Consider the following 22,445-nt stretch of genomic DNA (forward strand, 5'->3'; position numbering starts at 1 on the left):
GCCTGCCCCGGGAGCGTGGGGCAGGCTCAGCAGTGGGGAACGCTGCCACCGGTCTGCAGGGCCTTCAGGGCGTCCACCGCGCCGTCGAGCGTCGTGACCGGGATCAGCCGCATCCCCTTCGGCAGCTCCGTCCGCGCGTCCGTGCACTCCTTGCGCGGGACCAGGAAGACCGAGGCGCCGTCCCGGTGCGCGGCCTGCGTCTTCAGCGGGACCCCGCCCACCGCGCCGACCTTCCCGCCGGCCGTGATGGTCCCCGTACCGGCGATGGTGCGCCCGCCGGTCAGATCATGGCCGGCGCCGTCGCCGGCCAGCTTGTCGACGATGCCGAGGGCGAACATCAGCCCGGCGCTCGGGCCGCCGACGTCCGCCAGGCTCAGCTTGACCTTGATGTCCTTGGCCGACTTGCCGAGCTGCCCGAGGGCGGCGCTGGTGGCGGTGCCCTGGGACTCCTCCATCTGTTGCGCGTTGTGCTCGGCGATCTCCTCGGTGTTGTTGCCCACCGGGTAGACCGCCTCCCGCGGCATCACGGCCTCGTCCTTACGGAACCAGCCCTGGAGGATGTCCGGCAGATGGACTGAGGCGTCCGGGCCGGTGGCAACGATCGAGGTCATCCGCAGCTGCCCGCTCGTCTTACGGGTCCCGGCGCCGGTGATGGAGATCACCGGCTTGCCCTTGTCGTCACCGAGGACATTCGCCGTCATGCCCGGATAGGCGACCGAATACGGCAGCGGGGCGAGGACCGCGGTGAGGAGGAGGGCGAGAACGAGGGCGGTGCAGGCCGCCAGGGCTCGGGTGCGTGAGGACACTCCGCCACCCTAATTGACCCCCGCCCCACCAGGGCCTCAAGGCGCTGCGCCTCACCACACGGCCACCGCCCCTTCACACCCCGCGACCCTCGACCGCACCCTCGGTCTCAGCGCAGTGCTTCCGCCACCTCCCGGGCCGCGTCGACCACCCGCGGTCCGATCCGCTCGGAGACGGTGTCCGCGAGCATCACCACGCCCACGCTTCCCTCGATGCCGCTCACCCCGAGCAGCGGTGCCGCCGCGCCACTCGCGCCGGCCTCCAACTCCCCGTGCGTCAAGGCGAGTCCGGCGTCGTGGATGCGGCCCTGCCGGGCCTTGAGGATCGCCCGCCCGGCGGCCCCCCGGTCCAGCGGATGACGGAATCCCGCCCGGTAGGCCACGTGGTAGTCGGTCCAGGTCGGCTCGACGACGGCGACGGCCAGCGCTTCGGTGCCGTCGACGAGGGTGAGGTGCGCGGTGGCCCCCACATCCTCGGCCAGCGACCGCAGCGCGGGCAGTGCGGCCTCCCTGACCAGCGGATGTACCTGCCGGCCCAGGCGCAGCACGCCCAGGCCGACCCGGGCCCGGCCGCCTAGGTCGCGGCGCACCAGGGCGTGCTGCTCCAGCGTGGCCAGCAGACGGTAGACCACGGTGCGGTTGACGCCGAGCTTGTTGGAGAGCTCGGTGACGGTCAGCCCGTGGTCGGTGTCGGCAAGCAGTTTGAGGACGCGCAGCCCTCGGTCGAGGGTCTGGGAGGTCTCTGCGGTCACGACGCCTCCTGGGTGAGTGGCGGCACTCGGACGCGACGCGCTGCAGGTCCCGGAGCAGCGCGCGCTAGAGGCCGCCGGCCGCATGGCACCGGCTGCGCTCCGCGGCGGCGCTGCCACGGGGCGTGTGCGTGACCGGGACAGTAGCGAGCCAGTCCGGTGAGCGGAAGAGTCCGTCCAGAATCCGGGCTCCACAGCCCGGAATATCCCCGTACGTCCGTCCAGAAGGTCCCGTTGTGTTTCAGGTAGGGCTACAGACCCGTCCGGGCGGTATGCGCGAAAGCGATGTGCGTAGCGACGTGCGTAGCGACGTGCGTAGCGACGTGCGTAGCCGGCTCCGGCACGCCGTGCGTAGCGACGTGCATAGCCGGCTCCGGCACGCCGTGCGTAGCGACGTGCATAGCCGGCTCCGGCACGCCGTGCCGGAAACGACGGCGGGGGCGGCGCGCCGTCCAGCCGGCACACCGCCCCCACGGGCCACGGACGGGCTCACCGCATCCGCGTGGCCCACTCCCGTACCTTCTTGATCCGCTCACCCAACTGCCCGGCGGTGGCCTCCGCGCTCGGCGGTCCGCCGCACACCCGCCGCAGCTCGGTGTGGATCACACCGTGCGGCTTCCCGCTCTGGTGGACATACGCCCCCACCAGCGTGTTCAGCTGCTTTCTGAGCTCCAGCAGCTCCTTGTGCGTGACCACGGGCCGCCGCTCGGCCGGCAGCTCCAGCAGATCCGCCTCCGCATCCGGCCGCTTCTTGCTGTGGGCGATCTGCCGGGCCTGCCGCTTCTGGAGCAGCATCTGCACCTGGTCGGGCTCCAGCAGCCCGGGGATGCCGAGGTAGTCCTGCTCCTCCTCGCTGCCCGCGTGGGCCTGCATACCGAACTCGGCCCCGTCGTAGAGCACCCGGTCGAAGACCGCCTCCGACTCCAGCGCCTCGAACGAGAACTGCTCCTGCTCGCCGGTGTCCTCGTCCTGCTCCTTGTTCGCCTCCTCCATCTCCTTCTCGGATTCGGCGTACGGGTCTTCCTCCCCGTCCTTCTTCGGCTTGTCCAGGACGTGGTCGCGCTCGACCTCCATCTCGTTGGCGAAGCCGAGCAGCATCGGGACGGTGGGCAGGAAGACGGAGGCGGTCTCGCCGCGCTTACGGGACCGCACGAACCGCCCCACGGCCTGTGCGAAGAACAGCGGCGTCGAGATCGTGGTGGCGTACACCCCGACCGCCAGCCGCGGCACGTCCACCCCCTCGGACACCATCCGGACCGCGACCATCCACCGGTCCTGGGAGTACGCGAAGTCATCGATACGCTCTGACGCCCCGGAGTCGTCGGACAGCACGAGAGTGGCGCCCTCCCCCGTGATCTCCCGGATCAGCTTGGCGTAGGCCCGCGCCTGCTCCTGGTCGGAGGCGATCACCAGCGCCCCGGCGTCCGGGATGGACTTACGGACCTCGCTCAGCCGCTGATCGGCGGCGCGCAGCACATTGGGCATCCACTCGCCGCGCGGATCCAGCGCGGTACGCCAGGCCTGCGAGACCGCGTCCTTGGTCATCGGCTCGCCGAGCCGGGCCGCGATCTCGTCGCCCGCCTTCGTCCGCCAGCGCATGTTGCCGCTGTAGGAGAGGAAGATGACCGGCCGGACGACGCCGTCGCCGAGCGCATTGCCGTATCCGTAGGTGTAGTCGGCGGAGGAGCGCCGGATGCCGTCGTTCCCCTCCTCGTACGTCACGAACGGAATCGGGTTGGTGTCGGACCGGAAGGGCGTACCGGTCAGCGTGAGCCGCCGGGTGGCGGGCTCGAACGCCTCCAGGCACGCCTCGCCCCATGACTTCGAGTCGCCGGCGTGGTGGATCTCGTCGAGGATCACCAGCGTCTTGCGCTGCTCGATCCGGTTGCGGTGCAGCATGGGCCGTACGCCCACACCGGCATAGGTGATCGCGACGCCGTGGTACTCGCGGCCCAGGGGCCCCGCGCTGTACTCCGGGTCGAGCTTGATCCCTATCCGTGCCGCCGCCTCCGCCCACTGCTTCTTCAGATGCTCGGTCGGTGCGACGACCGTCACCTGCTGCACGACGTGGTGATGCAGCAGCCACGAGGCGAGCGTGAGCGCGAACGTCGTCTTGCCGGCTCCGGGCGTCGCGACGGCGAGGAAGTCTCTCGGCTGGGTCTGGAGATAGCGGTCCATGGCCGCCTGCTGCCAGGCACGCAGCTTGTTCGCGGTTCCCCAAGGGGCCCGTCCCGGAAACGCCGGGGACAGGTGATGGTTATTGGTGGCGCTGGTGGAGGTAGTCACGGTCTCCGTCGGCTGAACTCGGCGATCGGCAACCGCGTCAGCCTACCCGTGCCCCACTTCACGCTTCGGGGTTACGGCACCGGGTCACCCCGGGGTGGGACCGAGGTCACATTCGCCATCCGGCCCCGGATGGCGGTGGTTTCCCTGGTGGGACGGGTGATGCGGGCGGCGCCGCCGCTGTCTCAGCCGCGATCGGGTCGCAACCGGCTTGTGACACCGGCGCCGGCCAACGCCACCACCGCCATCGCCGCGAACACGGCCGCGAAGGCCGCCGGATGGCTCGCCGAGCCGGCGCCGGCCGTCGCCGCGGGCCCGTTCACCGCGATCGAGCCGCCGCCGAAGGCCACGAACAGCACGCCGCCGACACCGACGAAGGTGACATTTCCCAGCGCGTCCGACATCTGCAGGGAAGCGGAGTTGCTGCCCGCCTCCTGCGGACGGGAGAGCTTCAGCAGCAGCACACCGCCGCTGGCGATGTTCAGCCCCATGCCGAACCCGCCGACCGTCCAGGCCACCGCGACGATCGCGGCCGGCACGCCGTCGACCAGCGCCAGCGGCACCGTCACGATGGCCGCCGCCAGGAGAACCATGCCCAGGCCCATCAGCCGTTCCCGGTACGGCTCCAGACGCGGCCGGCTCTGGACGTACGAGCCGAGCGCCCAGGTCACTCCGCCGCCGGTGAGGGAGAGGCCGGCGAGGGTGGCGGACAGCCCGCGCTGGGTGACCAGCATCAGCGGGATGAAGCTCTCGGCGGCGACCAGCGCCCCGGCGGCCAGACCGCGCATCAGCACGACGCTCGGCAGGCCGCGCGCCGCACGGAACGTGCCGCGGGGCAGCAGCCGCACGATGCCCGGTACCAGCAGGGCCAGTCCGGCGACCGCGGGCAGCAGCGCGAACCAGGTCGGTTGCTGGCCCGCGTACTGCAGCAGGCAGGCGCCCACGGCCACGGCCAGCGCCAGCAGACACCGCCGGTTGCCCAGCACTTGCCGCGCGCCGCCGCGCGGGCCCGGCCGCGTACGGGGCAGCTTGCGCAGCGCGGGCAGCATCACCGCGAGCGGCAGCAGTATCAGTACGGGGATGGCGAGGAAGACCCAGCGCCAGCCGAGCTGTTCGGTGACGGTCCCGGCGACCAGCGGACCGACGATCACCGGCACCACCCAGGCCGCCGAGAACGACGCCATGATCGACGGGCGCAGCCGTTCGGGATAGGCACGGCCGACGACCACATACAGCGACACCACCACCAGCCCGCCGCCGATGCCCTGCACCCCGCGGCCCGCGACGAACATCCCCATGCTCTGGGCGCCGCCCGCGACCAGCAGCCCCGCCCCGAACGCGGCGATCCCGCTGAACAGCGGTGCGAGCGGACCGTGCCGGTCGCTCCACTCACCCGAGAGCGCCATCGCGAACAGGCTCGCCGTGAAGTAGGCGGAGAACGCGAAGGCGTACAGACCGATGCCGTCCAGCGCACGGGCGGCGGCCGGCATCGCGGTGTTCACGGCACTCGCCTCGAAGGCGACGACCGAGACGACGGAGATGATGCCGAGGGTGAGCGCGCGGTGGGTCCGGCCGAGGATCCCGCCGCTGCCGTGCGTGCCGGCGTCGGGGGCGAGGTCGGCGGGCCGGGCGGGGTCAGCGGGCCGGGCGGGGTGGCCGGTGGTGGCGAGGCCGGGGTCGGTGACGCGGCCCGTGTCGGTGCCAGGGTCATTTCCGCGGGGGCGGTCAGCGGTCATCGGGCCAGCGTAAGGGCCGTACGACGGCGGTGCCCCTGTCGGGAGACGGGGATCGGGTCGGTCGTCTGTCGTAGGCCGCGGGCGTGGGTTCTCGCCGCGGGTGTTGGCCGTAGGGCGCGGGTGTCGGCTGTAGTCGCAGGGCGCGGGTGTCGGCCGTAGAGCGCGGGGGCCCGTCGTAGGCCGCGGGGGTCCGTCGTAGACCGCGGGGGTCCGTCGCAGGCCGCGGGCGTCCGTCGCAGGCCGCGGGCGTCGGCGTTACGGGGCGGACGTCAGCGCCAGGGGGCGGACGCCGGCTTTACGGGGCGGACGCCGGCCCTGCACGACACGCCGTTACGGGGCCCCGCACCGCGAGTCCAGTCCCCCATCTGGCCACGCCCCCTCGCCGCCGCGCGTGGGGCAAGCTGTCTTTATGCCGCACTTCCGTACGTACGACGACGCCGAGCTCCACTACCGCGTGCTCGGCCCGGCCGACTCGCCCCTGCCGCCCCTGGTGTGCCTGGCCGGCGGACCCGGGCGGGACGCCGCATACCTGGGCGACCTGGGCGGGATGGCCGCAGACCGGCAGCTGATCATTCCGGACAGCCGCGGCACCGGCGCCTCCCCGGCCGCCGCCGACCCGTCCCGCTACGCCTTCCCGCAGCTCGCCGAGGACCTCGAGGCGCTCCGCGCACACCTGGGCCTGGAGCGGTTCGCGCTGCTCGCGCACGGCGCGGGTGCCGCGGTCGCGCAGGCGTACGCGGCGGGGTATCCACAGCGGCTGACCCGACTGGCCCTGGTCTGCCCCGGCTCCCGGCTGCAGGGCGAACTCCCCGACGACGCACGGGAGATCTTCGCGTCGCGGTCACACGAGGAGTGGTGGCCGGAGGCTTCGGCGGCGGTGGAGCAGCTGGCCGAGGCGTCCGATCTGAGCGAGGTACGGGAGCTGCTGTTCGCCGCGGCGCCGCTCGCCTACGGGCGGTGGGAGGAGCCCCAGCGGGCCCACGCCGCCACGGAGGGCGAGCAGTTGGGGCCGGTACCGCGGGCCGGGTTCTGGCAGGGCGTGGACGAGCAGCTGCGGCTGGCGCTGCTGGCCGGGCTGCACGAGGTGACCTGCCCGGTGCTGGTGGTGACCGGCGACCGGGACGCGGTGAGCGGCATGCGGGCGGGCGAACTGGTGGCCGCGTCGATCCCGGACGCACGGGTACGGCCGCTGCACGGGGCGGGCCACTACCCGTGGGTGGACGAACCGGCGCTCTTCCGGCCGGTGGTGGAGGAATTCCTGCACTCGGCTTGAGGAACGCACCACCGGACCCCCGCCCCGGGGACACCCACACCTTTCATGAACGGCATGTTGCCCCGCGTTGCCCCGTATTGCAGCTTCATGGCACCCCGCCCCGCACCCTTGCCGGCCACCCCATCACGCGGCCTACAGTCGGGAGCAGCACAGCAACCCGGCCGTGTGCCCGAGTGGTTTAGGGACTCGCCTGCAAAGCGAGTTACGTGGGTTCGAATCCCGCCACGGCCTCGATGCACCGCATGGTCTCGCGCCACGCACGATGACCGCGCTGTACGTCCGGAGGCGGCCCCAACCCCCGTGGGGACCGCCTCCGGACGCGTGTGGCACACCTCTCGGCCCGGCGGAGCACCCACGCCGCCGATGTCCCCGGGATGCTCGGCCGCCGCGCCGCTCCCCCACCCCTCACCGGTCGATGGGCAGCGCGGCCACGAAGCGGTAGGTGTCCCCGGCCTCGCCCGCGTCGCCAGCCGCACCCACAGCCACAGCCGCAGCCACAACCGCAGCCCCCCTTACTGCTGCGCCACCTGCGCCACCGCCGCCTGCGGGCGGATCGGGAGGCGGCCGATGGGGCGGCCGGTGGCGGCGCGGACCGCGGAGGCCACGGCGGCCGGTGAGGTGACGACCGGGATCGCGCTGACGGGCTTGGCGCCGAAGGGGGCGACCACGTCCCGTTCCTCGACGAGCTTGACGATGCGGATGTCCGGGGCGTCCAGGGCGGTCGGCAGCGCATAGCCGGTCAGGTCGGGGTGGCGGACCTGACCGCGGGTGGTGCGCAGGTTCTCCATCAGGGCGGCGCCCAGGCCCTGGGTGACACCGGCCTCGATACGGGCGCGCAGCTGGCGGGGGTTGAGCACCCGGCCCACGTCCTGGGCGACGGTCATCTCCACGACCCGGATGGTGCCGAGCTCGATGTCGACGTCGGCGACACAGCGGATCGCGCAGAAGGCGAGGCCGACGAACGCATCGCCCTGACCGCCCTCGTCCAGCGGCTCCGTCGGATGCGGCCGGCACTGGGCGGTGGCCCACAGTTCCTTGCCGTCCAGCGCCTCGGCGACGGTGGTGCTGAGCACCCCGTCGTAGGAAGTGATCTTGCCGTCGTTGATCTGCAGCAGCTCGGTGGACATCCCGAACTTGTGGGCCAGCGGCTGCAGCAGCTGCGTACGGACCATCTTGGCGGCGCGCTCGACGGCGCCGCCGGAGACCCAGGTGTGCCGCCCGTGGCAGGCCGGTCCGGCCGGCGGCTGGTCGGTGTCGACGCCCGCGACGTGCACCTCGTCGATGCCGAGCGTCTCCTGCACGATCTGCCGCGCCAGGGTGGAGAACCCGGATCCGGTCTCGACGGCGGCGCAGATGACGGTGGCCACCGAGCCGCTGACCTTGACGGTGGCGGTGGAGACCTCGTCGGTGCCCTCAGCGCCGAGCATGTGCACCATGCCCAGCGCGTAGCCGACACCCCGGCGCACCGCGCCCGGTTCACCCGCACCCTCGGGGCCGCCCGGCAGCAGCCACTCCGCTTCGGGCGCATCCTTGGGCAGCTCGGGAAGCGGCGCTTCCTTGACGGCGTGCAGGAGTTCGGCAACCGGGGCCGGGCAGGTCACCGTCTGCCCCGTGGGCAGCAGATCCCCGGTGGTCATGACGTTGCGCAGCCGGAGCTCGTCGGGCTCCAGTCCCAACCGGGCGGCCAGCTTGTCCATCTGGCCCTCGTAGGCGGCACAGACCTGCAGGGCGCCCTCGCCGCGCACATGGCCGGACGGCGGGTTGTTGGTGCGCACCGCCCAGCCGTCGACGACGGCGTGCGGGACGACATACGGGCCGCAGGAGAAGGACACGGCCGCGGCCAGGGCGTCGGCGGAGGTGTCCGCGTACGCACCGGCGTCCATCAGGATCTGGGCCTCCACCTTGACCAACTTGCCGTCGGCGTCCGCATGGTGGCGGTAGCGCAGCAGCGTGGGGTGGCGGTGGGCGTGCGCGAGGAAGGACTCCTCACGGGTCGCGGCGAGCTTGACGGGGCAGCCCGTACGCAGCGCCAGCAGGCCGAGCGGCAGCTGGATGCCGGGGTCCTCGCGGTCGGCGGTGGCGCCGGGCACCCCGGTCACCACGACCTTGACCTGGTCCGGTTCAAGGCCGAAGGAGGCGGCGGCCAGATCACGGTCGGTGTGCGGGTCCGTGGAGGCGGTGTAGATCTCCACGCCGCCATCGGGGCGCGGCACCGCGAGCCCGGCCTCGGCCCCGATGGGCGCCGGGTCCTGGCGGCCGATCCGGTAGAGCCCCTCGACCATCACCTCGCCCAGGGCATCGGGGTCACCGAAGCGGAGCGGGATGTGCCGGATGAGGTTGCCGTCCGGGTGCAACGGCTCCGCTTCGAAGGCCAGTTGGGGGTCGGTGACCGCGTCCTGGACCTCGTACTCGACGGCGATGGCGGCGGCGGCCAGCCGCGCCGTGTCGGGGTGGTCGGCGGCCACCGCGGCGATCGGTTCGCCGTGGTGGCGGACCTCGTCCTTGGCGAAAACCGGGCGGTCGGCGGTGCCCCGGCCGTGCCCCGAGTCGCCGGGGACGTCCTCGTGCGTGACGATGACGCGCACGCCCGGCATCTCCGCGGCGTGCTTGGTGTCGATGGACAGGATCCGCGCGCGCGGGTGCGGTGAGCGCAGCACCGCGGCCCACAGCAGCCCTTCGGCCCAGAGGTCGGCGGCGTACGGGAAGGTGCCCTCGGCCTTGGCCGGTGCGTCGGCGGGCGGCAGGGACACGCCCAGGCCGTGGGCCCGCTGCTCGACGGGGATCTGGACGCCCGCCGCGGGGGGCGCGGTGACGGCACCTGCGCCATCGGACGTGCCACTCATGCCGAAACCTCGCTTCGCCCGGCCTCGCATCCGCTCGGCGCGCACCTCTCCCTCATGCTGCCCCGGCCTCCGGCCAGGGGGACCCCCATGCTGCGCTCGCTCATGCGGAGCCTCCCGTGTGCGGATCCTGGTCGTGCGGGGCGCGACCCATGGGGTCGGCGGGGCCCGCCTGGTGGGGAATGCGGGCGGTGTCCGCCGGTGCCGCCCCGTCCGGGTCGTCCGCCGGGCCGTAGGCCGCCTCCGCCGCCTCCGCACGGGCCTTGACGACCTCGTCGACGGCGTCCAGCACACCCCGGTAGCCGGAGCAGCGGCAGAGGTTGCCGCACAGCGCCTTACGGGTCTCCAGCTCGCTGGGGGCGTGGTTGCCCTCCAGGAGGTCGTGGACGGTCATCGCCATCCCCGGTACGCAGAAGCCGCACTGCACCGCACCGGACTCGGCGAGCGCGCACTGCACGTCGGAGGGCACACCGTTCTCCGCGAGCCCCTCGACCGTACGGACCTCACTGCCCGCCGAAGTGACCGCGGGCACCAGGCAGGACGCCACCAGTCGCCCGTCCACCTGGACGGAGCAGGCCCCGCACTCACCCTGTGAGCAGCCGTCCTTGGCGCCGGCCAGACCGAGCCGCTCGCGCAGCACGTAGAGCAGCGACTCCCCGATCCAGGCGTCGGTGACCGGCCGGTCGATGCCGTTCACCCGCAGGACGTAGGAGGCGGCGGGGTGTTCGTCGTGGTCATCGGTGCCGGGGTCGCCCGCAAGGCCGGAGGCGGCCGCGAACGTGTCGTCGGGCTCGGTGGGGTCGTCCGGGCCGGCGGAGCCCTCGGTTCCGTCAGGAGCCCCGGTACGGGTGGTGCCGCCGCCGGTGGACTGCGCGCGGCCGGCGCCGTCCTCGTCGGCGGTCTCGCCGGTCCCGGCGCCCTCGCCGTCGCCGCTGTGCCCGGCGGCCACCGGGTCCGCGAGGCCGTCGGGGTCCGTGGGGCCGGTGTGCTCGACGCGCTCCGGCGGAGCGTCCGCAAAGCCGTCGGCACCCGACGCGGCGGACGTCACCGGCCCGGTCGCGTCGCTCAGCGCGAACTCGCCGGATTCCTCCGGCTGTTCGCCTTCGGCCACCGGGACGGTCCACCTGCCCGTGCCGGGCCCGTCCGCCGTTCCGTCGGGCCGCTCCGCTGCGTCCTGCTGCTGCGGCGCCCCGTCGTGCGGCGGCTGCGCCGCCTCCGCGGCAGGCGGCCACTGGGCCAGCGCGTCGGCCGGCAGCGACCAGTGCCCGGTCGCCTCGCCGTTGAGGGCACCCGCGCCCGTCCCGTACGGGTCGCCACCCGACGGGCCCCTGGCGCCGGGCAGTTCGGCGTCCGGCGCGGCGCCGCGGGCCGGGAGGCCGCGCTCGCGCGCATAGGGGTCGTCAGCGGCGGCGTGGAAGTGATCGTGCGCCGCCCCGCCGTGCGAGACGTCCTGCGGCGCCACGGGGTGCGTTTCCGCCCCGCTCGTGGCGGTCAGCCCGGTGGTGAAGTTCCAGTGCCCGGTACGGGCGGCCTCGCCGGCGTCCGTCCCCGCGTCGTCGTACGCACCGGCGCCGGGGTACCCGCCGTCCTGGTAGCCGGCGGCGCCACCGGGTCCCGTAAGGCCGGGATGCCCGGGATGAACCGAATGGCCCGGGTGGCCCGGATGGCTTCCCGTTGGTGCCGTATGCCCCGTCAACCGGTCGTCGCCAACCAGGTATTCGCCGGATTCCTCCAGGCCGTCGTCCGCCGCCGCGGGGACCGACCAGGTTCCGGGACCGCCCGCCTCCGGACTGCCCGCGACGGGCCAGTCCACCGGGTCGCCGTGCCATGACCGGGCCGCCTCGGGCGCGTCACCGTGGTAGCCCTCGGGGGAGCCGTGGTGGGCCGCGTACTCCGCCTGGGCCGGGTATCCGGCGGACGGGTCGGCGTATCCGGCCGAGGGGTCCGCGAAGGGCATCGTCCACTGGCCGGTGGCCGCCGGGTCGGCGCCCGCGTCCGCGACCGGCGGCGTGGGGGCGTGCGGCGTGAAGGAGGCCGGCGGGGTGTAGCCGTGACCGGGTGCGGCGAGCGGCTCGGCACCCGGGGTGCCGTACCGGGGTGATCCGCCTCCGTAGACCCCAGTGGTGAAGCCCTCCGGGAGCTGCACGAAGGCCGTCGCCTCCGACTCGTACTCGCCGCCCTGCGGCAGCGGCTGCCAGCCCTGTTCGGGGTGCGGCTGGTACGGATGGCGGTTGTCTGCGTCGCTCATGCCGAGCCCTCACTTCGCTCGGCCTCGCAGTCGCGAGGCGCGCACCTTTCGATGATGATCCCCCGGTCTCCGACCGGGGGGACCCCCATGCTGCGCTCGCTCATGAGAGCGCCCTCCCCAGTGCACGGCGGGCCAGGGCTGCCACCGTACGGCGCAAATGGAGTGCGGCGGGCGGCAGGGTGGCCGGTTCCGAACCGTCCTCGGGCGGCGCCGGATCCGGGATGCAGGCGGCCGCGACATAGTCACCGAAGGCCGTCAGCGCCTCGGGCACCAGGCCGCGTTCGCCGTCCCAGTCGATGAGCGAGGCCACCCACTGCTCGGCCTCCAGGGGGCGCAGCGGCATGGCGGCGACCGCGCCCACCGCGCAGCGCACGCCGCGTCTGGCCGGGTCCAGGACGAGCGACACGGAGGCGGTGGCCCGGCCGGGGCCGGTACGGCCGGTGGCTTTGAGGAAGGTCTGCGGGGCGTGCAGCAGCGGCACCCGTACGAAGCCGACGAGTTCACCGGGGCTCAGCATCTCCCGGCCGGCCAGGAGGTGGCTGACCGGGATCTCGCGACGGCCGCCCCCGGGACCGGCGATGATCACCGTGGCTTCGAGGGCGGCGAGCACCGGGAGGGTGTCGCCGGTGGGCGCGGAGGTCACGATGTTGCCGCCGAGGGTGCCGGCGTTGCGGACCTGCGGCGGGCCGGCCGCGCGGGCGGCGGCGGCGAGGCCCGGGATCAGGGCGGCGAAGTCGGGGCGTCCCATACGGGCGAGGGTGAGGCCGGCGCCGAGCAGCGCATGGCCGTCCAGGTACTGCCAGCCGCGGATCTCACTGATGCGGCCGAGGCCCACCAGGGCTGCGGGTCTGAGGAGTCCGGCGTTGACCGCCGCCATGAGGTCGGTGCCGCCCGCGACGGGAACGGCGGCGGGCATGGCGGTGAGCGCCGCCACCGCCTCGTCGAGCGAGGCCGGCAACGTCACCGTGTGCGACGCCTGCGGTGCGTGCGTGGTCAAGCCAGCTGCCCCTTCCCCGGTGTCCCGGCAGTTCCGCTCCGCCGTACGGTACGTGCTCACAGCCCGGACGTGGCAACTCTGGCACATCTTCCCGGGCCCCCGGCGCGAGGGTCCGCGAACCGGCGCTCCGTCCCCGAACAGGGTGCTGGTCCCGTTTCGTCCGCCGTCGGCCGTGCGGGAACTGCGGTGTGGCGCATCGGCGGAAGCGTCCGGCGGGGCGCACACCGCCGGTACGGCGATGCCCGGTACGGCACTACGCGGTGCGGGGTATCCGCCGTACCGCACCACCGTCCCAGGGTCCGGCCGCACGAGCGCCCTCCTTGCCCGGGGGCTCACACGTTTGGGGGCGCCCCGTCGATCGGGCGTCCGAGCACTCCGGGCCGTTTCTGCCAGGGGAGGGGGCCGCCGGGCGGGCGGTAGTCGACGCCGAGGGCGTCGAGGCGGGCGTAGTGGACAGCCATCCGCCGGGTGAAGTCCTGGTAGTCGCGCTCGGCCGGTGCGGGCAGCCGCGACCAGGCGACCTCGGCGAATGCGGCCAGCCGTGGAAACACCTGGTAGTCGAGGCGCTGCTGACTGTCCATGACCTCGGTCCAGGCATTGGCCTGGGTGCCCAGGACCTGCGCGGCCTGGTCGGCGGTCAGCTCCGGCGGTACCGGCTCGAAGCGGTAGATGTCCTCCAGGGTCCGTACGAAGCCGATCGGCACCGGCTCGTCCGGGGAGTGATGCTGACGGTGGTCCAAGTACACCTGCTGTTCTGGGCACATCACCACGTCATGGCCGGATTTGGCCGCGGCGATACCCCCCGCGTAGCCGCGCCACGAGGAGACCGCGGCGCCCTCGGCCAGTCCGCCTTCCAGGATTTCGTCCCAGCCGATCAGCCGCCGCCCGCGGTCGGCGAGCCAGCGGTCGAAGTGCCGGATGAACCAGCTCTGCAGCTCGTCCTCGCCGGACAGCGACAGCTCGGCGATCCGTGCCTGGGCGGTGGCGGACGCCTTCCACTGGTCCTTGGGGCACTCGTCGCCCCCGATGTGGACGAACGGCGAGGGGAAGAGCGCGAGGACCTCTTCGAGCACCTGCTCGTAGAACCGCAGGGTGTGGTCGGTGGGCGCCAGCACGTTGGGGTTGACGCCCCAGGTGTCCCAGACCTTCAGGGAGGTGGTGTCGATGACGTCCGTATTGCCGAGTTCCGGGTACGCGGCGATGGCGGCCTGCGAGTGTCCGGGAATGTCGATCTCGGGGACGACGGTGATATGCCGCTGGGCGGCGTAGGCGACGATCTCGCGGATGTCGTCCTGGGTGTAGTAGCCGCCGTGCGGGCGCTCGTCCCAGAGGGGAGAGGCCCGGTGGCCGAGTTTGGTGCGCTCCCGCCAGCCGCCGGTTTCGGTCAGCTTCGGATAGCGCGCGATCTCGATCCGCCAGCCCTGGTCGTCGGTGAGGTGGAGGTGCAGGACATTGAGCTTGTGGGCGGCGAGCAGGTCGAGGTAACGCAGCACACCGTCCTTGGGCAGGAAGTGCCGTGCGACATCGAGCAGCATGCCGCGCCAGGCGAAGCGGGGGCCGTCCTCGATGGTCTGCTGCGGCAGGACGGCCTCACGCCCGGGGGCGAGCGGCGCCCGGCGGAAGGCGTGCGGGCCGAGGAGCTGGCGCAGGGTCTGCGCTCCCCAGAAGACGCCGGCCGGGCCGCCGCCGGTGATCCGTACTCCCCAACGGGCTTCGGCCTCCAGCCGGTAGCCCTCCGCGGGGAGGGCGGGGTCGACGACGAGCGCGAGGGTGTCCGTCGCCTCGTCGGAGCCCGGCGGCAGCGGGAGGCCGAAGGCCGCGCCGAGGGTGGTACGCAGCCAGCGCGCGGTGTCCTCGGTGCCGAGCCCGGCCGCCAGCGTGGTGTCCTCGCCGAGGCGGACCGCGCTGCGGTAGGGCCCGTCGATGCTCAGCGGCGCCGGGACCAGGCCGCCGCCCGGTGTTGTGGGGGTGATGTCTGTGTCCGGCATGCCGTCCGTCCTTCACCGCGCCGCCCGGCCCAGGACCGGTCGGCCTGTACGAGTACGAAGAAGAGAAGAAGACCAGGAAGAGAAGACGACCAGCACGGGGGTGGTCATCACGGCCGATGCTGCCATGATCCCGCCCTGCCATGGTCCCGCCTTGGCCGTTCTCGTCCGGTGGAAGCCGTTCCCGTCCGGTTGAAGCGGTGGAAGGTGAAGAAGACCGGCCGCCTCAGGCGACGGTGGCTCACCCGGGTGGCGCGGGCGGGGCGGGCTTGGCGGGGGCCCGGCCTGTGGGGTGGGAGACGTGGCGCCCAGGGTGTGCCGTGGTGGCGGGCAGGGGCGGAGGCGATCGGCCGCAGAGGGCGGTGGGGACTCGCGCCGTGCAATTCCCGGAAGATCACGGGTGGTTGTGCGCCCCGGCGCAGGACGTCGGCCGTTCACCCGGTCCGGGGTTCGGCAACTGGCCCCGGACCGCCCAGGTTCGTCCTGGTTCATGCTGGTTCGCCCGCCCGGCCGGGAACGCCGACGGGCCCGGTCCGCGAGGGACCAGGGCCCGTATTCAAGGCTGCGAGGCGAGGCACCACCACCGCCCACCGCGTCACGGACGGCTACGTGGCTACGTCCCGACGGACGAGGGCAATGTCCCGGCGGACGGCTGAGTCCCGACGGACGACGCCATGTCCCGGCGGACGGCTACGTCCTGCGGCTCCTCGGCTCTGCTGCCCTCGTGCGCCCGCAACCGGCAGTGGCCGACCGGGCGTCACGGCGTGCGGCTGTTACTTCTTGCCGCCGTCCTTGCCGCCCTTGTCCTTGTCGCCACCGGCGCCCATGGACTCGAAGATCTCCTTGCACATGGGGCAGACCGGGTACTTCTTCGGGTCGCGACCCGGGACCCAGACCTTGCCGCACAGCGCCACGACGGGGGTCCCGTCGAGCGCGCTCGCCATGATCTTGTCCTTCTGGACATAGTGGGCGAAGCGCTCGTGGTCGCCGTCGCCGTGCGACACCTGTGGTGTCGGCTCTACGAGGGTCCCCGTACCTGCCCCGCGCTCGGGCTCAAGAGTGCTCATAACAGCCAAGGGTACTCACGCCCGCGGCAACCCGGGAGCGTTGGCCCGCCCGCCAGGTGAAGGGCAGGACCCGCAGCCGCCACGGCGACTGCCACCCAGGGCAGTGCGTACGGCGCCGTGCCCGCTCCGTGCGGCCCGCCGGCGGCCCCGGCCGGCGCACTGCCCTCCCAGGGCGGACGCCTCCCCTCAGGGCCTGCCCGGCGGCTCCCGGGCGTCGTGCCCCCAGGGCGGGCACGCCCTAGGAAGCCACCGCCATCCCGCCCCGGTCCCCGGACGTCAGGCCCAGCTCCGTGGCGAAGGCCAGCGCGGCGTCCGGGCGGACCTCGTACCAGCAGTCCTGGCCGCAGACCGTGTCCAGCAGCGTGGTGATGTCCTGGGCGCCGACCACGCGGGCCTCGGCGGCGGCCAGGAAGGCACGGACCGCCGCCATGGCGTCGACCTCGGTCTCCGTGCGGGCCACGAGGCCCTCGGCGATCTCCTTGACCGCGTCGTCACCGGGCGCGACCCAGCTCATGGCCGTCTCCAGGCCGTCGTCCGGCATCTTCTCGGGGTACGGCGCACGGGCCCAGGCGCCGTCCTGCCACCAGTAGACGAACCCGAAGAGATTGCCCTCGGCGTCCTCCCGCAACCGCTCCCAGGGCAGCCATGCGGGGCCGTCGTCCAGGAAGTCGATCTGCCGGCCGCCGATGCGCGTATGGCTGCCGTCCGAGTCCTGGCCGCACAGCAGGGCCCGGCCGTCCTCGAACAATTTCAGCCGCCACCAGTAGCTTCCGCCGCTGTTCCAGCACTGCAATCCCAGGTCACCCCAGGAGAATTCGTCCCCGTCGTCCATGGCGGCCGCCACTACCGCCAGCGTCGCGGCGCGCACCCACAGGCGCTGTGGATGGTCCAGGTCCTCGGGCACGCTCGGCCTGTGCATGGCCCCTCCCCCGCTTGTCCGGCGCGGACCCGCCGACGTGTCCGCGCACCGTCCCCTGTCATCTCGAACCATAGCGACGGGGACTGACAATTCCCCATGACGAAGCCGTCACAATAATCAAGTCGTCAACAAAATCCGGGCCCCCCGCGGGCCCGCCGTCCGCCTGCCTCGCCCGGGACCCGGCCGACCCCTCAGGCACCGGCCAGACGCAGACCAGGAACCCATCCGGCACCGACCCGGCACCCACGCGAAGCGCAACCCGGCGAGGTCAGTTCAGCGACGGATCGTCCGGATACGTCGCCACCATCGCGAGCTCGTTGCGCTGCCGCCGCAGCACCGCGCGCCACAGCTGCTCCGGGTCGGGCGAGGAGACATCGCCGGGCTCGGACTCGACGACGTACCACGCGCCGTCGACCAGTTCGTCCTCCAGCTGGCCCGGACCCCAGCCCGCATACCCGGCGAAGATCCGCAGACTGCCGAGGACCGCCGCGAGGAGTTCCGGAGGGGCCTCCAGATCGACCAGGCCGATCGCGCCGTGCACTCTGCGCCAGCCCAGCGGCTCGTCACCCGACTGCACTTCCGCCCGGTCCGCGGCCGGTACGCCGGCCATCTCCGCGCCGTCGCCCTTGGTCCGGGCGCCGCTGTCCACGGACGGGATTCCGCCCTCGCCGGACAGCCCGCCGGGCACCACGGCCACCCCGAGCGCCGAGTCCAGCGACACCGGGCCGCCCTGGAAGACCACCCCGGGCTCGCCGGCCAGTCCGGCCCAGGGCGCGAGGATGTCCGCGACGCCGACCGGCGTGGGACGGTTGAGGACCACGCCGAGGGAGCCCTCCTCGTCGTGGTCGAGGAGCAGCACCACCGCGCGGTCGAAGTTCGGATCGGCGAGCGCGGGCGTCGCGACAAGAAGCCGCCCTGTGAGCGAGGACACCTCGGTCATGGCCACATGATCCCGCACTTCTGCCCGAAGCGGGGAGTCAACGCCCGGACCCGGGCGAGAGCAGGGCAGGGCGTACGGCGGCAGCACCGGCGCACAACGTCGGGGCCGGATAGGCCATTCAAGACATTATCTGGCAAATTCGGCCAAAGGTCGATTACAGATCAAAGGCGGATCGTAGCGGAGCGTGTTGTGGCAAAGCCATTACATGCTCCGAGACTGCAGGGGTCTACGGACTCACCCCCGCCCGCCCTTACCATTTCAGCTTGGCCCTGCCCGTCTCCAGGAACGCGAGATCCATGACCGTCTCTACTGACGACGTACTGCTTGTCCACGGCGGCACCCCGCTCGAGGGCGAGATCCGGGTTCGCGGCGCGAAGAACCTTGTGCCGAAGGCCATGGTCGCCGCCCTCCTCGGCAGCGGCCCCAGCCGACTGCGCAACGTGCCCGATATCCGCGACGTACGTGTGGTGCGCGGGCTGCTGCAGCTGCACGGCGTCACGGTCCGCCCGGGTGATGAGCCGGGCGAGCTGATCCTCGACCCGTCACACGTCGAAAGCGCCAACGTCGCCGACATCGATGCGCACGCCGGCTCCTCACGGATTCCGATCCTGTTCTGCGGCCCGCTGCTGCACCGCCTCGGCCACGCCTTCATCCCCGGCCTGGGCGGCTGCGACATCGGCGGCCGGCCGGTCGACTTCCACTTCGACGTGCTGCGCCAGTTCGGCGCGACGATCGAGAAGCGCGCCGACGGGCAGTATCTGGAGGCCCCGCAGCGGCTGCGCGGCACCAAGATCCGGCTGCCGTACCCGTCGGTCGGCTCCACGGAGCAGGTGCTGCTGACCGCCGTGCTGGCCGAGGGCGTCACCGAGCTGTCGAACGCCGCCGTGGAGCCGGAGATCGAGGACCTCATCTGCGTGCTGCAGAAGATGGGCGCGATCATCTCCATGGACACCGACCGGACCATCCGGATCACCGGTGTCGACAAACTCGACGGCTACACCCACCGCGCCCTCCCGGACCGCCTGGAGGCGGCCTCCTGGGCGTCCGCGGCGCTGGCCACCGAGGGCAACATCTACGTCCGCGGCGCGCAGCAGCGGTCGATGATGACCTTCCTCAACACCTTCCGCAGGGTCGGCGGCGCCTTCGAGATCGAGGACGAGGGCATCCGTTTCTGGCACCCGGGCGGCCTGCTCAACGCCATCGCCCTGGAGACCGACGTCCACCCCGGTTTCCAGACCGACTGGCAGCAGCCGCTGGTCGTCGCGCTGACCCAGGCGTCGGGCCTGTCGATCGTGCACGAGACGGTCTACGAGTCCCGGCTCGGCTTCACGTCCGCGCTCAACCAGATGGGCGCGCACATCCAGCTCTACCGGGAGTGCCTGGGCGGCTCCGCCTGCCGCTTCGGGCAGCGCAACTTCCTGCACTCCGCAGTCGTTTCCGGACCGACCAAGCTGCAGGGCTCCGATCTGGTCATCCCCGACCTGCGCGGCGGCTTCTCGTATCTGATCGCGGCGCTGGCGGCGCAGGGCACCTCCCGGGTGCACGGCATCGACCTGATCAACCGCGGCTACGAGAACTTCATGGAGAAGCTCGTGGAACTGGGTGCCGACGTCGAGCTGCCGAACGGCGCACTGCCCAACTGAGCGCCGGGGGAGCGGCTTTCCACCGCTCCCCCGACACCCCGTAGGGGCCGAGCGGGACTCCCCCCGAATGAAGCCCCGCTCAGCCCTCCGCCACCAGCACCGGCTTCTCGTGCGGGCTGACCGTGCACCGTGCGCCCGGGGTCAGCTCGCCTGCCTCCCAGCTGGGCACATCGGCCTTGAGCTGGATGCCGGTCTCGGTGGTGAGATGGAGACGGGTGGTGGCGCCGAGGAAGGTCGCCACCCGTACGGTCGCGGACATCCCCTCCGCGCCCGCGTCCGTACGGATGACGAGACCTTCCGGCCGGAGCAGTACGTCGACCGTACGGCCCTCGGTGCCGCCCGGTGCCGCCCCGTGGACCGGCAGGCGGCGGCCGAACAGTTCCACCACCCCGCGGTCCCGGACGGTGCCGGGCAGGCGGTTCATGGTGCCCACGAACTCCGCGACGAACGGTGTCGCCGGGCGCTCGTACAACTCGGCGGGTGCGGCGCACTGTTCGAGCCGCCCGCCCTGCATCACGGCGACGCGGTCCGCCATGGACAGCGCCTCTTCCTGGTCGTGGGTGACGAAGACGGTGGTGATGCCGAGTTCGAGCTGGATGCGGCGGATCTCCTCGCGGAGGCTGAGCCGCACCTTGGCGTCGAGCGCGGACAGCGGCTCGTCCAGGAGGAGTACGCGCGGGCGGACGGCAAGGGCGCGGGCGAGGGCGACGCGCTGCTGCTGGCCGCCGGAGAGCTGCTGCGGATAGTGGCCCTCACGGCCGGGCAGGCCGACCAGTTCCAGCAACTCAGCGGCGCGGGCGGCGCGTTCGGCCGCGGTGGCCTTGCGGACCCGCAGACCGTAGGCGATGTTCTGGGCGGCCGTCATGTTGGGGAAGAGGCTGTAGGACTGGAAGACCATGCCGATGTCGCGGCGGTGCGCGGGGAGGCCGGTGACGTCCTGGCCGTCCATGGCGAGCTCGCCGCCGTCGGCGGTCTCGAAGCCCGCGATGATGCGCAGCGCGGTGGTCTTGCCGCAGCCGGACGGGCCGAGCAGGGCGACCATCTCGCCGGGCGCGACGTCCAGGTCCAGGCCGTCCAGCGCGGTGGTCGAGCCGAACCGCCGACGGAGCCCCTTGAGTTGTACGGGTACGGTCATGACGTCTTCCTTTGCCGGCGGGTACGGCGGGTCCGGCCGCCCGCCAAGAGGGTGAGCAGAAGCAGCAGGCCCCAGGTGAGGAAGAGGCTCAGCATGGCGGCGGCACCGGCGAGTTCGGCCTCCTCGTTGCCGACCTCCACCATCCACACGGCGAACGGCCGGTAGCCGAGCACGGAGGCGACGGTGTACTCGCCGAGCACCATGGCCAGGCTGAGGACCGCGCCGCTGACGACGGCGGGCCGCAGATTGGGCACGACCACCCGCGCCAGGGTGGTGAGCCGTCCGGCGCCCAGGCTGCGGGAGGCCTCGACCAGCGTCTTGAGGTCGACGGCGCGCAGTCCGGCGTCCAGCGAGCGGTAGAGGAACGGCAGCGACATGACGGTGTAGAGCAGGACAAGGACGAGCGGGAAGTTCTCGTCCTGGATGACCATCAGGGTCTGGTAGAAGGGCGTCCTCGCCAGGCCGGGCGCCCACGACAGCACCGTGTTGACGCCGGCGACCAGCGCGATCGGCGGGACGACCAGCGGCGTCATGCACAGGATCTCGACGAGCGGGCGCAGCCGCGGCAGCCGGAGATGGACGACGACCATGGCGGGGACGACCAGCAGCAGGCCCAGCGCGACGGTGGCCAGGCCCAGTTCGACGGAGAGCAGCAGGCTGCCCAGCATGTCGCCGGAGACCAGATGGCCGGTGTAGACGTCGAGGGAGAAGCCCTTGACGGGGTCGTCGACGGTGAACCAGAGGGAGGCGGCGACGGGGACCGCGAAGTAGAGGAACGCCAGGAGGAGGACGGCGAGGCGCCCGTAGGGGCGGCGGCCGCGGGCGGAGGGTGCGGGGCGCTGCTCGGGGGTGCGGTCCGAGGGCGGTGCCACGGGTGGCTGCGCGGCGGTGGTCATCCCAGCCATCGGGCGCTCCTGCGCTGCAGCGGTATCTGCACGGCCATCACCAGCAGCGCGATGACGACCATGTTGAGGCTCATGGCGAGGGCCAGGTTCTCCTGGCCGACCAGGACGTTTCCGGCCAGTGCGTTGGAGATCTGCACGGTGATCAGCGGCACCGAGCTGCCGACCATGACGGCGGCGGTGGCGTGCGAGGCGAAGGCGGTGCCGAAGAGCAGTACCGCGCCGCCGAGCAGCGAGGGCAGCAGGACGGGGAGGCCGATGTGCCGCCAGAACTGGCCGCGGGTGGCGCCGCAGGAGGCGGCGGCCTCCCGCCACTGGGTGCGCAGCCCGTCGAGCGCGGGCAGCACGGTCACCACCATCAGCGGGATCATGAAGTAGAGGTAGGCCAGCACCAGTCCGGCGGTGGTGTAGAGGCTGAACCCGGTGTCGCCGAGGGACAGCAGCCGGGTGAGGGTGCCGGTGGTGCCGAGTGTCGCGACGAAGGCGAAGGCGAGCGGGGCGCCGGAGAAGTTGGCGAGCACCCCGGAGGCGGCGACCACGGCGCGGCGCAGGGCGGGGCGCCTGGAGGCGACGACGGCCTGCGCGATGAGGGTGCCGAAGAGCGTCGCCAGCAGTGCGCAGATCAACGAGAGTTGGACGCTGCCGCCGAGGCCGGTGGCGTAGATGCCCTTGAGCGACTGGCGGACGTTGCCGAGGGTGGCGTGGCTGTGGCCGGTGGCCGGATCGGTGGCGGTGAAGGCGCCGTGGACCAGGGCGCCGGCCGGCAGGCCGAAGCAGAGCGCGAGGAAGACGAAGAAGGGGAGGACGGCCGGCCAGTGGCGGCGGCCGGTTCTGCGGCGCGGGCGGCCGGGCGGGCCGGCGGCCGTCGTGGGTCGGTCACTCATACGCGGGAGGTCTCCAAGGGGCGGGGAGGGGGGTGAGCGGG

General features: G+C 72.8%; 16 protein-coding genes and 1 tRNA gene. 3 read left to right on the top strand and 14 right to left on the bottom strand.

Translation table 11 applies throughout. The features are described from left to right. Positions 1 to 26: 26 nt before the first annotated feature. The 4 genes from ACGFWI_RS20220 to ACGFWI_RS20235 all read right to left on the bottom strand — a co-directional run bounded on the left by ACGFWI_RS20220 (position 27) and on the right by ACGFWI_RS20235 (position 5,571). Positions 27 to 806, bottom strand: a complete 780-nt coding sequence (locus ACGFWI_RS20220) for a S16 family serine protease (RefSeq protein ID WP_393907336.1) — start codon at positions 804 to 806, stop codon at positions 27 to 29. Between the two features lie 107 nt (positions 807 to 913). Next, positions 914 to 1,555, bottom strand: a complete 642-nt coding sequence (locus ACGFWI_RS20225) for an IclR family transcriptional regulator (protein ID WP_393907337.1) — start codon at positions 1,553 to 1,555, stop codon at positions 914 to 916. Positions 1,556 to 2,041: 486 nt separating this feature from the next. After that, positions 2,042 to 3,838 carry a DEAD/DEAH box helicase gene (locus tag ACGFWI_RS20230; RefSeq protein ID WP_393907338.1) on the bottom strand — a complete coding sequence of 599 codons (1,797 nt, stop codon included), beginning with the start codon at positions 3,836 to 3,838 and terminating at the stop codon, positions 2,042 to 2,044. Positions 3,839 to 4,020: 182 nt separating this feature from the next. Then, complete coding sequence (locus tag ACGFWI_RS20235) at positions 4,021 to 5,571, bottom strand: MFS transporter (RefSeq protein WP_393907339.1); 1,551 nt, start codon at positions 5,569 to 5,571, stop codon at positions 4,021 to 4,023. 409 nt (positions 5,572 to 5,980) lie between these two features. Here ACGFWI_RS20235 and ACGFWI_RS20240 point away from each other — a divergent pair, with 409 nt between their 5' ends. Continuing rightward, positions 5,981 to 6,844, top strand: coding sequence for an alpha/beta fold hydrolase (locus ACGFWI_RS20240; RefSeq protein WP_393907340.1), 864 nt, complete (start codon positions 5,981 to 5,983; stop codon positions 6,842 to 6,844). 159 nt (positions 6,845 to 7,003) lie between these two features. Further along, a tRNA-Cys gene (locus tag ACGFWI_RS20245) sits at positions 7,004 to 7,075 on the top strand. 281 nt (positions 7,076 to 7,356) lie between these two features. Here ACGFWI_RS20245 and ACGFWI_RS20250 read toward each other — a convergent pair. The 7 genes from ACGFWI_RS20250 to ACGFWI_RS20280 form a co-directional block, all read right to left on the bottom strand. Then, entirely contained in the window at positions 7,357 to 9,687 is a 2,331-nt protein-coding gene (locus ACGFWI_RS20250; RefSeq protein ID WP_393907341.1) for a xanthine dehydrogenase family protein molybdopterin-binding subunit, read from the bottom strand. A 100-nt stretch (positions 9,688 to 9,787) separates the two neighbouring features. After that, entirely contained in the window at positions 9,788 to 11,932 is a 2,145-nt protein-coding gene (locus ACGFWI_RS20255; RefSeq protein WP_393907342.1) for a 2Fe-2S iron-sulfur cluster-binding protein, read from the bottom strand. A gap of 100 nt (positions 11,933 to 12,032) precedes the next feature. Next, positions 12,033 to 12,929: an FAD binding domain-containing protein gene (locus ACGFWI_RS20260; RefSeq protein WP_393907343.1), complete on the bottom strand. Its 897-nt coding sequence runs from the start codon at positions 12,927 to 12,929 to the stop codon at positions 12,033 to 12,035. 332 nt (positions 12,930 to 13,261) lie between these two features. Further along, positions 13,262 to 14,917, bottom strand: coding sequence for a beta-N-acetylhexosaminidase (locus ACGFWI_RS20265; RefSeq protein WP_393907344.1), 1,656 nt, complete (start codon positions 14,915 to 14,917; stop codon positions 13,262 to 13,264). 770 nt (positions 14,918 to 15,687) lie between these two features. Next, on the bottom strand, positions 15,688 to 15,981 hold the full coding sequence (locus tag ACGFWI_RS20270) for a DUF3039 domain-containing protein (RefSeq protein ID WP_026169910.1): 294 nt from the start codon (positions 15,979 to 15,981) through the stop codon (positions 15,688 to 15,690). A gap of 238 nt (positions 15,982 to 16,219) precedes the next feature. After that, entirely contained in the window at positions 16,220 to 16,900 is a 681-nt protein-coding gene (locus ACGFWI_RS20275; protein WP_393907345.1) for a hypothetical protein, read from the bottom strand. A gap of 268 nt (positions 16,901 to 17,168) precedes the next feature. After that, positions 17,169 to 17,840 (bottom strand): YqgE/AlgH family protein, encoded by a 672-nt coding sequence (locus tag ACGFWI_RS20280; protein ID WP_393907346.1) that lies wholly within the window; start codon positions 17,838 to 17,840, stop codon positions 17,169 to 17,171. A 296-nt stretch (positions 17,841 to 18,136) separates the two neighbouring features. Between ACGFWI_RS20280 and murA the strand changes: the two genes are divergently transcribed. Beyond that, entirely contained in the window at positions 18,137 to 19,483 is a 1,347-nt protein-coding gene (gene murA, locus ACGFWI_RS20285) for a UDP-N-acetylglucosamine 1-carboxyvinyltransferase (protein ID WP_393907347.1), read from the top strand. Between the two features lie 79 nt (positions 19,484 to 19,562). Here murA and ACGFWI_RS20290 read toward each other — a convergent pair whose 3' ends face one another. Genes ACGFWI_RS20290 through ACGFWI_RS20300 form a run of 3 tightly spaced genes read right to left on the bottom strand, consistent with a single transcriptional unit; the run spans position 19,563 to position 22,404 of the window. Further along, positions 19,563 to 20,618 carry an ABC transporter ATP-binding protein gene (locus ACGFWI_RS20290; protein WP_393907348.1) on the bottom strand — a complete coding sequence of 352 codons (1,056 nt, stop codon included), beginning with the start codon at positions 20,616 to 20,618 and terminating at the stop codon, positions 19,563 to 19,565. Continuing rightward, positions 20,615 to 21,523, bottom strand: a complete 909-nt coding sequence (locus ACGFWI_RS20295) for an ABC transporter permease subunit (RefSeq protein ID WP_393907349.1) — start codon at positions 21,521 to 21,523, stop codon at positions 20,615 to 20,617. The genes ACGFWI_RS20290 and ACGFWI_RS20295 overlap by 4 nt, the downstream gene beginning before the upstream one ends. After that, positions 21,511 to 22,404, bottom strand: coding sequence for an ABC transporter permease (locus ACGFWI_RS20300; RefSeq protein WP_393907350.1), 894 nt, complete (start codon positions 22,402 to 22,404; stop codon positions 21,511 to 21,513). Before ACGFWI_RS20300 ends, ACGFWI_RS20295 begins: the two co-directional genes overlap by 13 nt. Positions 22,405 to 22,445: the final 41 nt, after the last annotated feature.

Origin of the sequence: Streptomyces sp. NPDC048434, assembly GCF_043200375.1 — a bacterium.
In the GTDB taxonomy this organism is placed as follows: domain Bacteria; phylum Actinomycetota; class Actinomycetes; order Streptomycetales; family Streptomycetaceae; genus Streptomyces.

Bases quoted from the DNA above. Each gene is read 5' to 3' on its own strand.
- ACGFWI_RS20235 (WP_393907339.1), bottom strand. From the start codon at position 5,571: ATGACCGCTGACCGCCCCCGCGGAAATGACCCTGGCACCGACACGGGC.
- ACGFWI_RS20240 (WP_393907340.1), top strand. From the start codon at position 5,981: ATGCCGCACTTCCGTACGTACGACGACGCCGAGCTCCACTACCGCGTG.
- ACGFWI_RS20250 (WP_393907341.1), bottom strand. From the start codon at position 9,687: ATGAGTGGCACGTCCGATGGCGCAGGTGCCGTCACCGCGCCCCCCGCG.
- ACGFWI_RS20255 (WP_393907342.1), bottom strand. From the start codon at position 11,932: ATGAGCGACGCAGACAACCGCCATCCGTACCAGCCGCACCCCGAACAG.
- ACGFWI_RS20265 (WP_393907344.1), bottom strand. From the start codon at position 14,917: ATGCCGGACACAGACATCACCCCCACAACACCGGGCGGCGGCCTGGTC.
- ACGFWI_RS20270 (WP_026169910.1), bottom strand. From the start codon at position 15,981: ATGAGCACTCTTGAGCCCGAGCGCGGGGCAGGTACGGGGACCCTCGTA.
- ACGFWI_RS20275 (WP_393907345.1), bottom strand. From the start codon at position 16,900: ATGCACAGGCCGAGCGTGCCCGAGGACCTGGACCATCCACAGCGCCTG.
- ACGFWI_RS20280 (WP_393907346.1), bottom strand. From the start codon at position 17,840: ATGACCGAGGTGTCCTCGCTCACAGGGCGGCTTCTTGTCGCGACGCCC.
- murA (WP_393907347.1), top strand. From the start codon at position 18,137: ATGACCGTCTCTACTGACGACGTACTGCTTGTCCACGGCGGCACCCCG.
- ACGFWI_RS20290 (WP_393907348.1), bottom strand. From the start codon at position 20,618: ATGACCGTACCCGTACAACTCAAGGGGCTCCGTCGGCGGTTCGGCTCG.
- ACGFWI_RS20295 (WP_393907349.1), bottom strand. From the start codon at position 21,523: ATGGCTGGGATGACCACCGCCGCGCAGCCACCCGTGGCACCGCCCTCG.
- ACGFWI_RS20300 (WP_393907350.1), bottom strand. From the start codon at position 22,404: ATGAGTGACCGACCCACGACGGCCGCCGGCCCGCCCGGCCGCCCGCGC.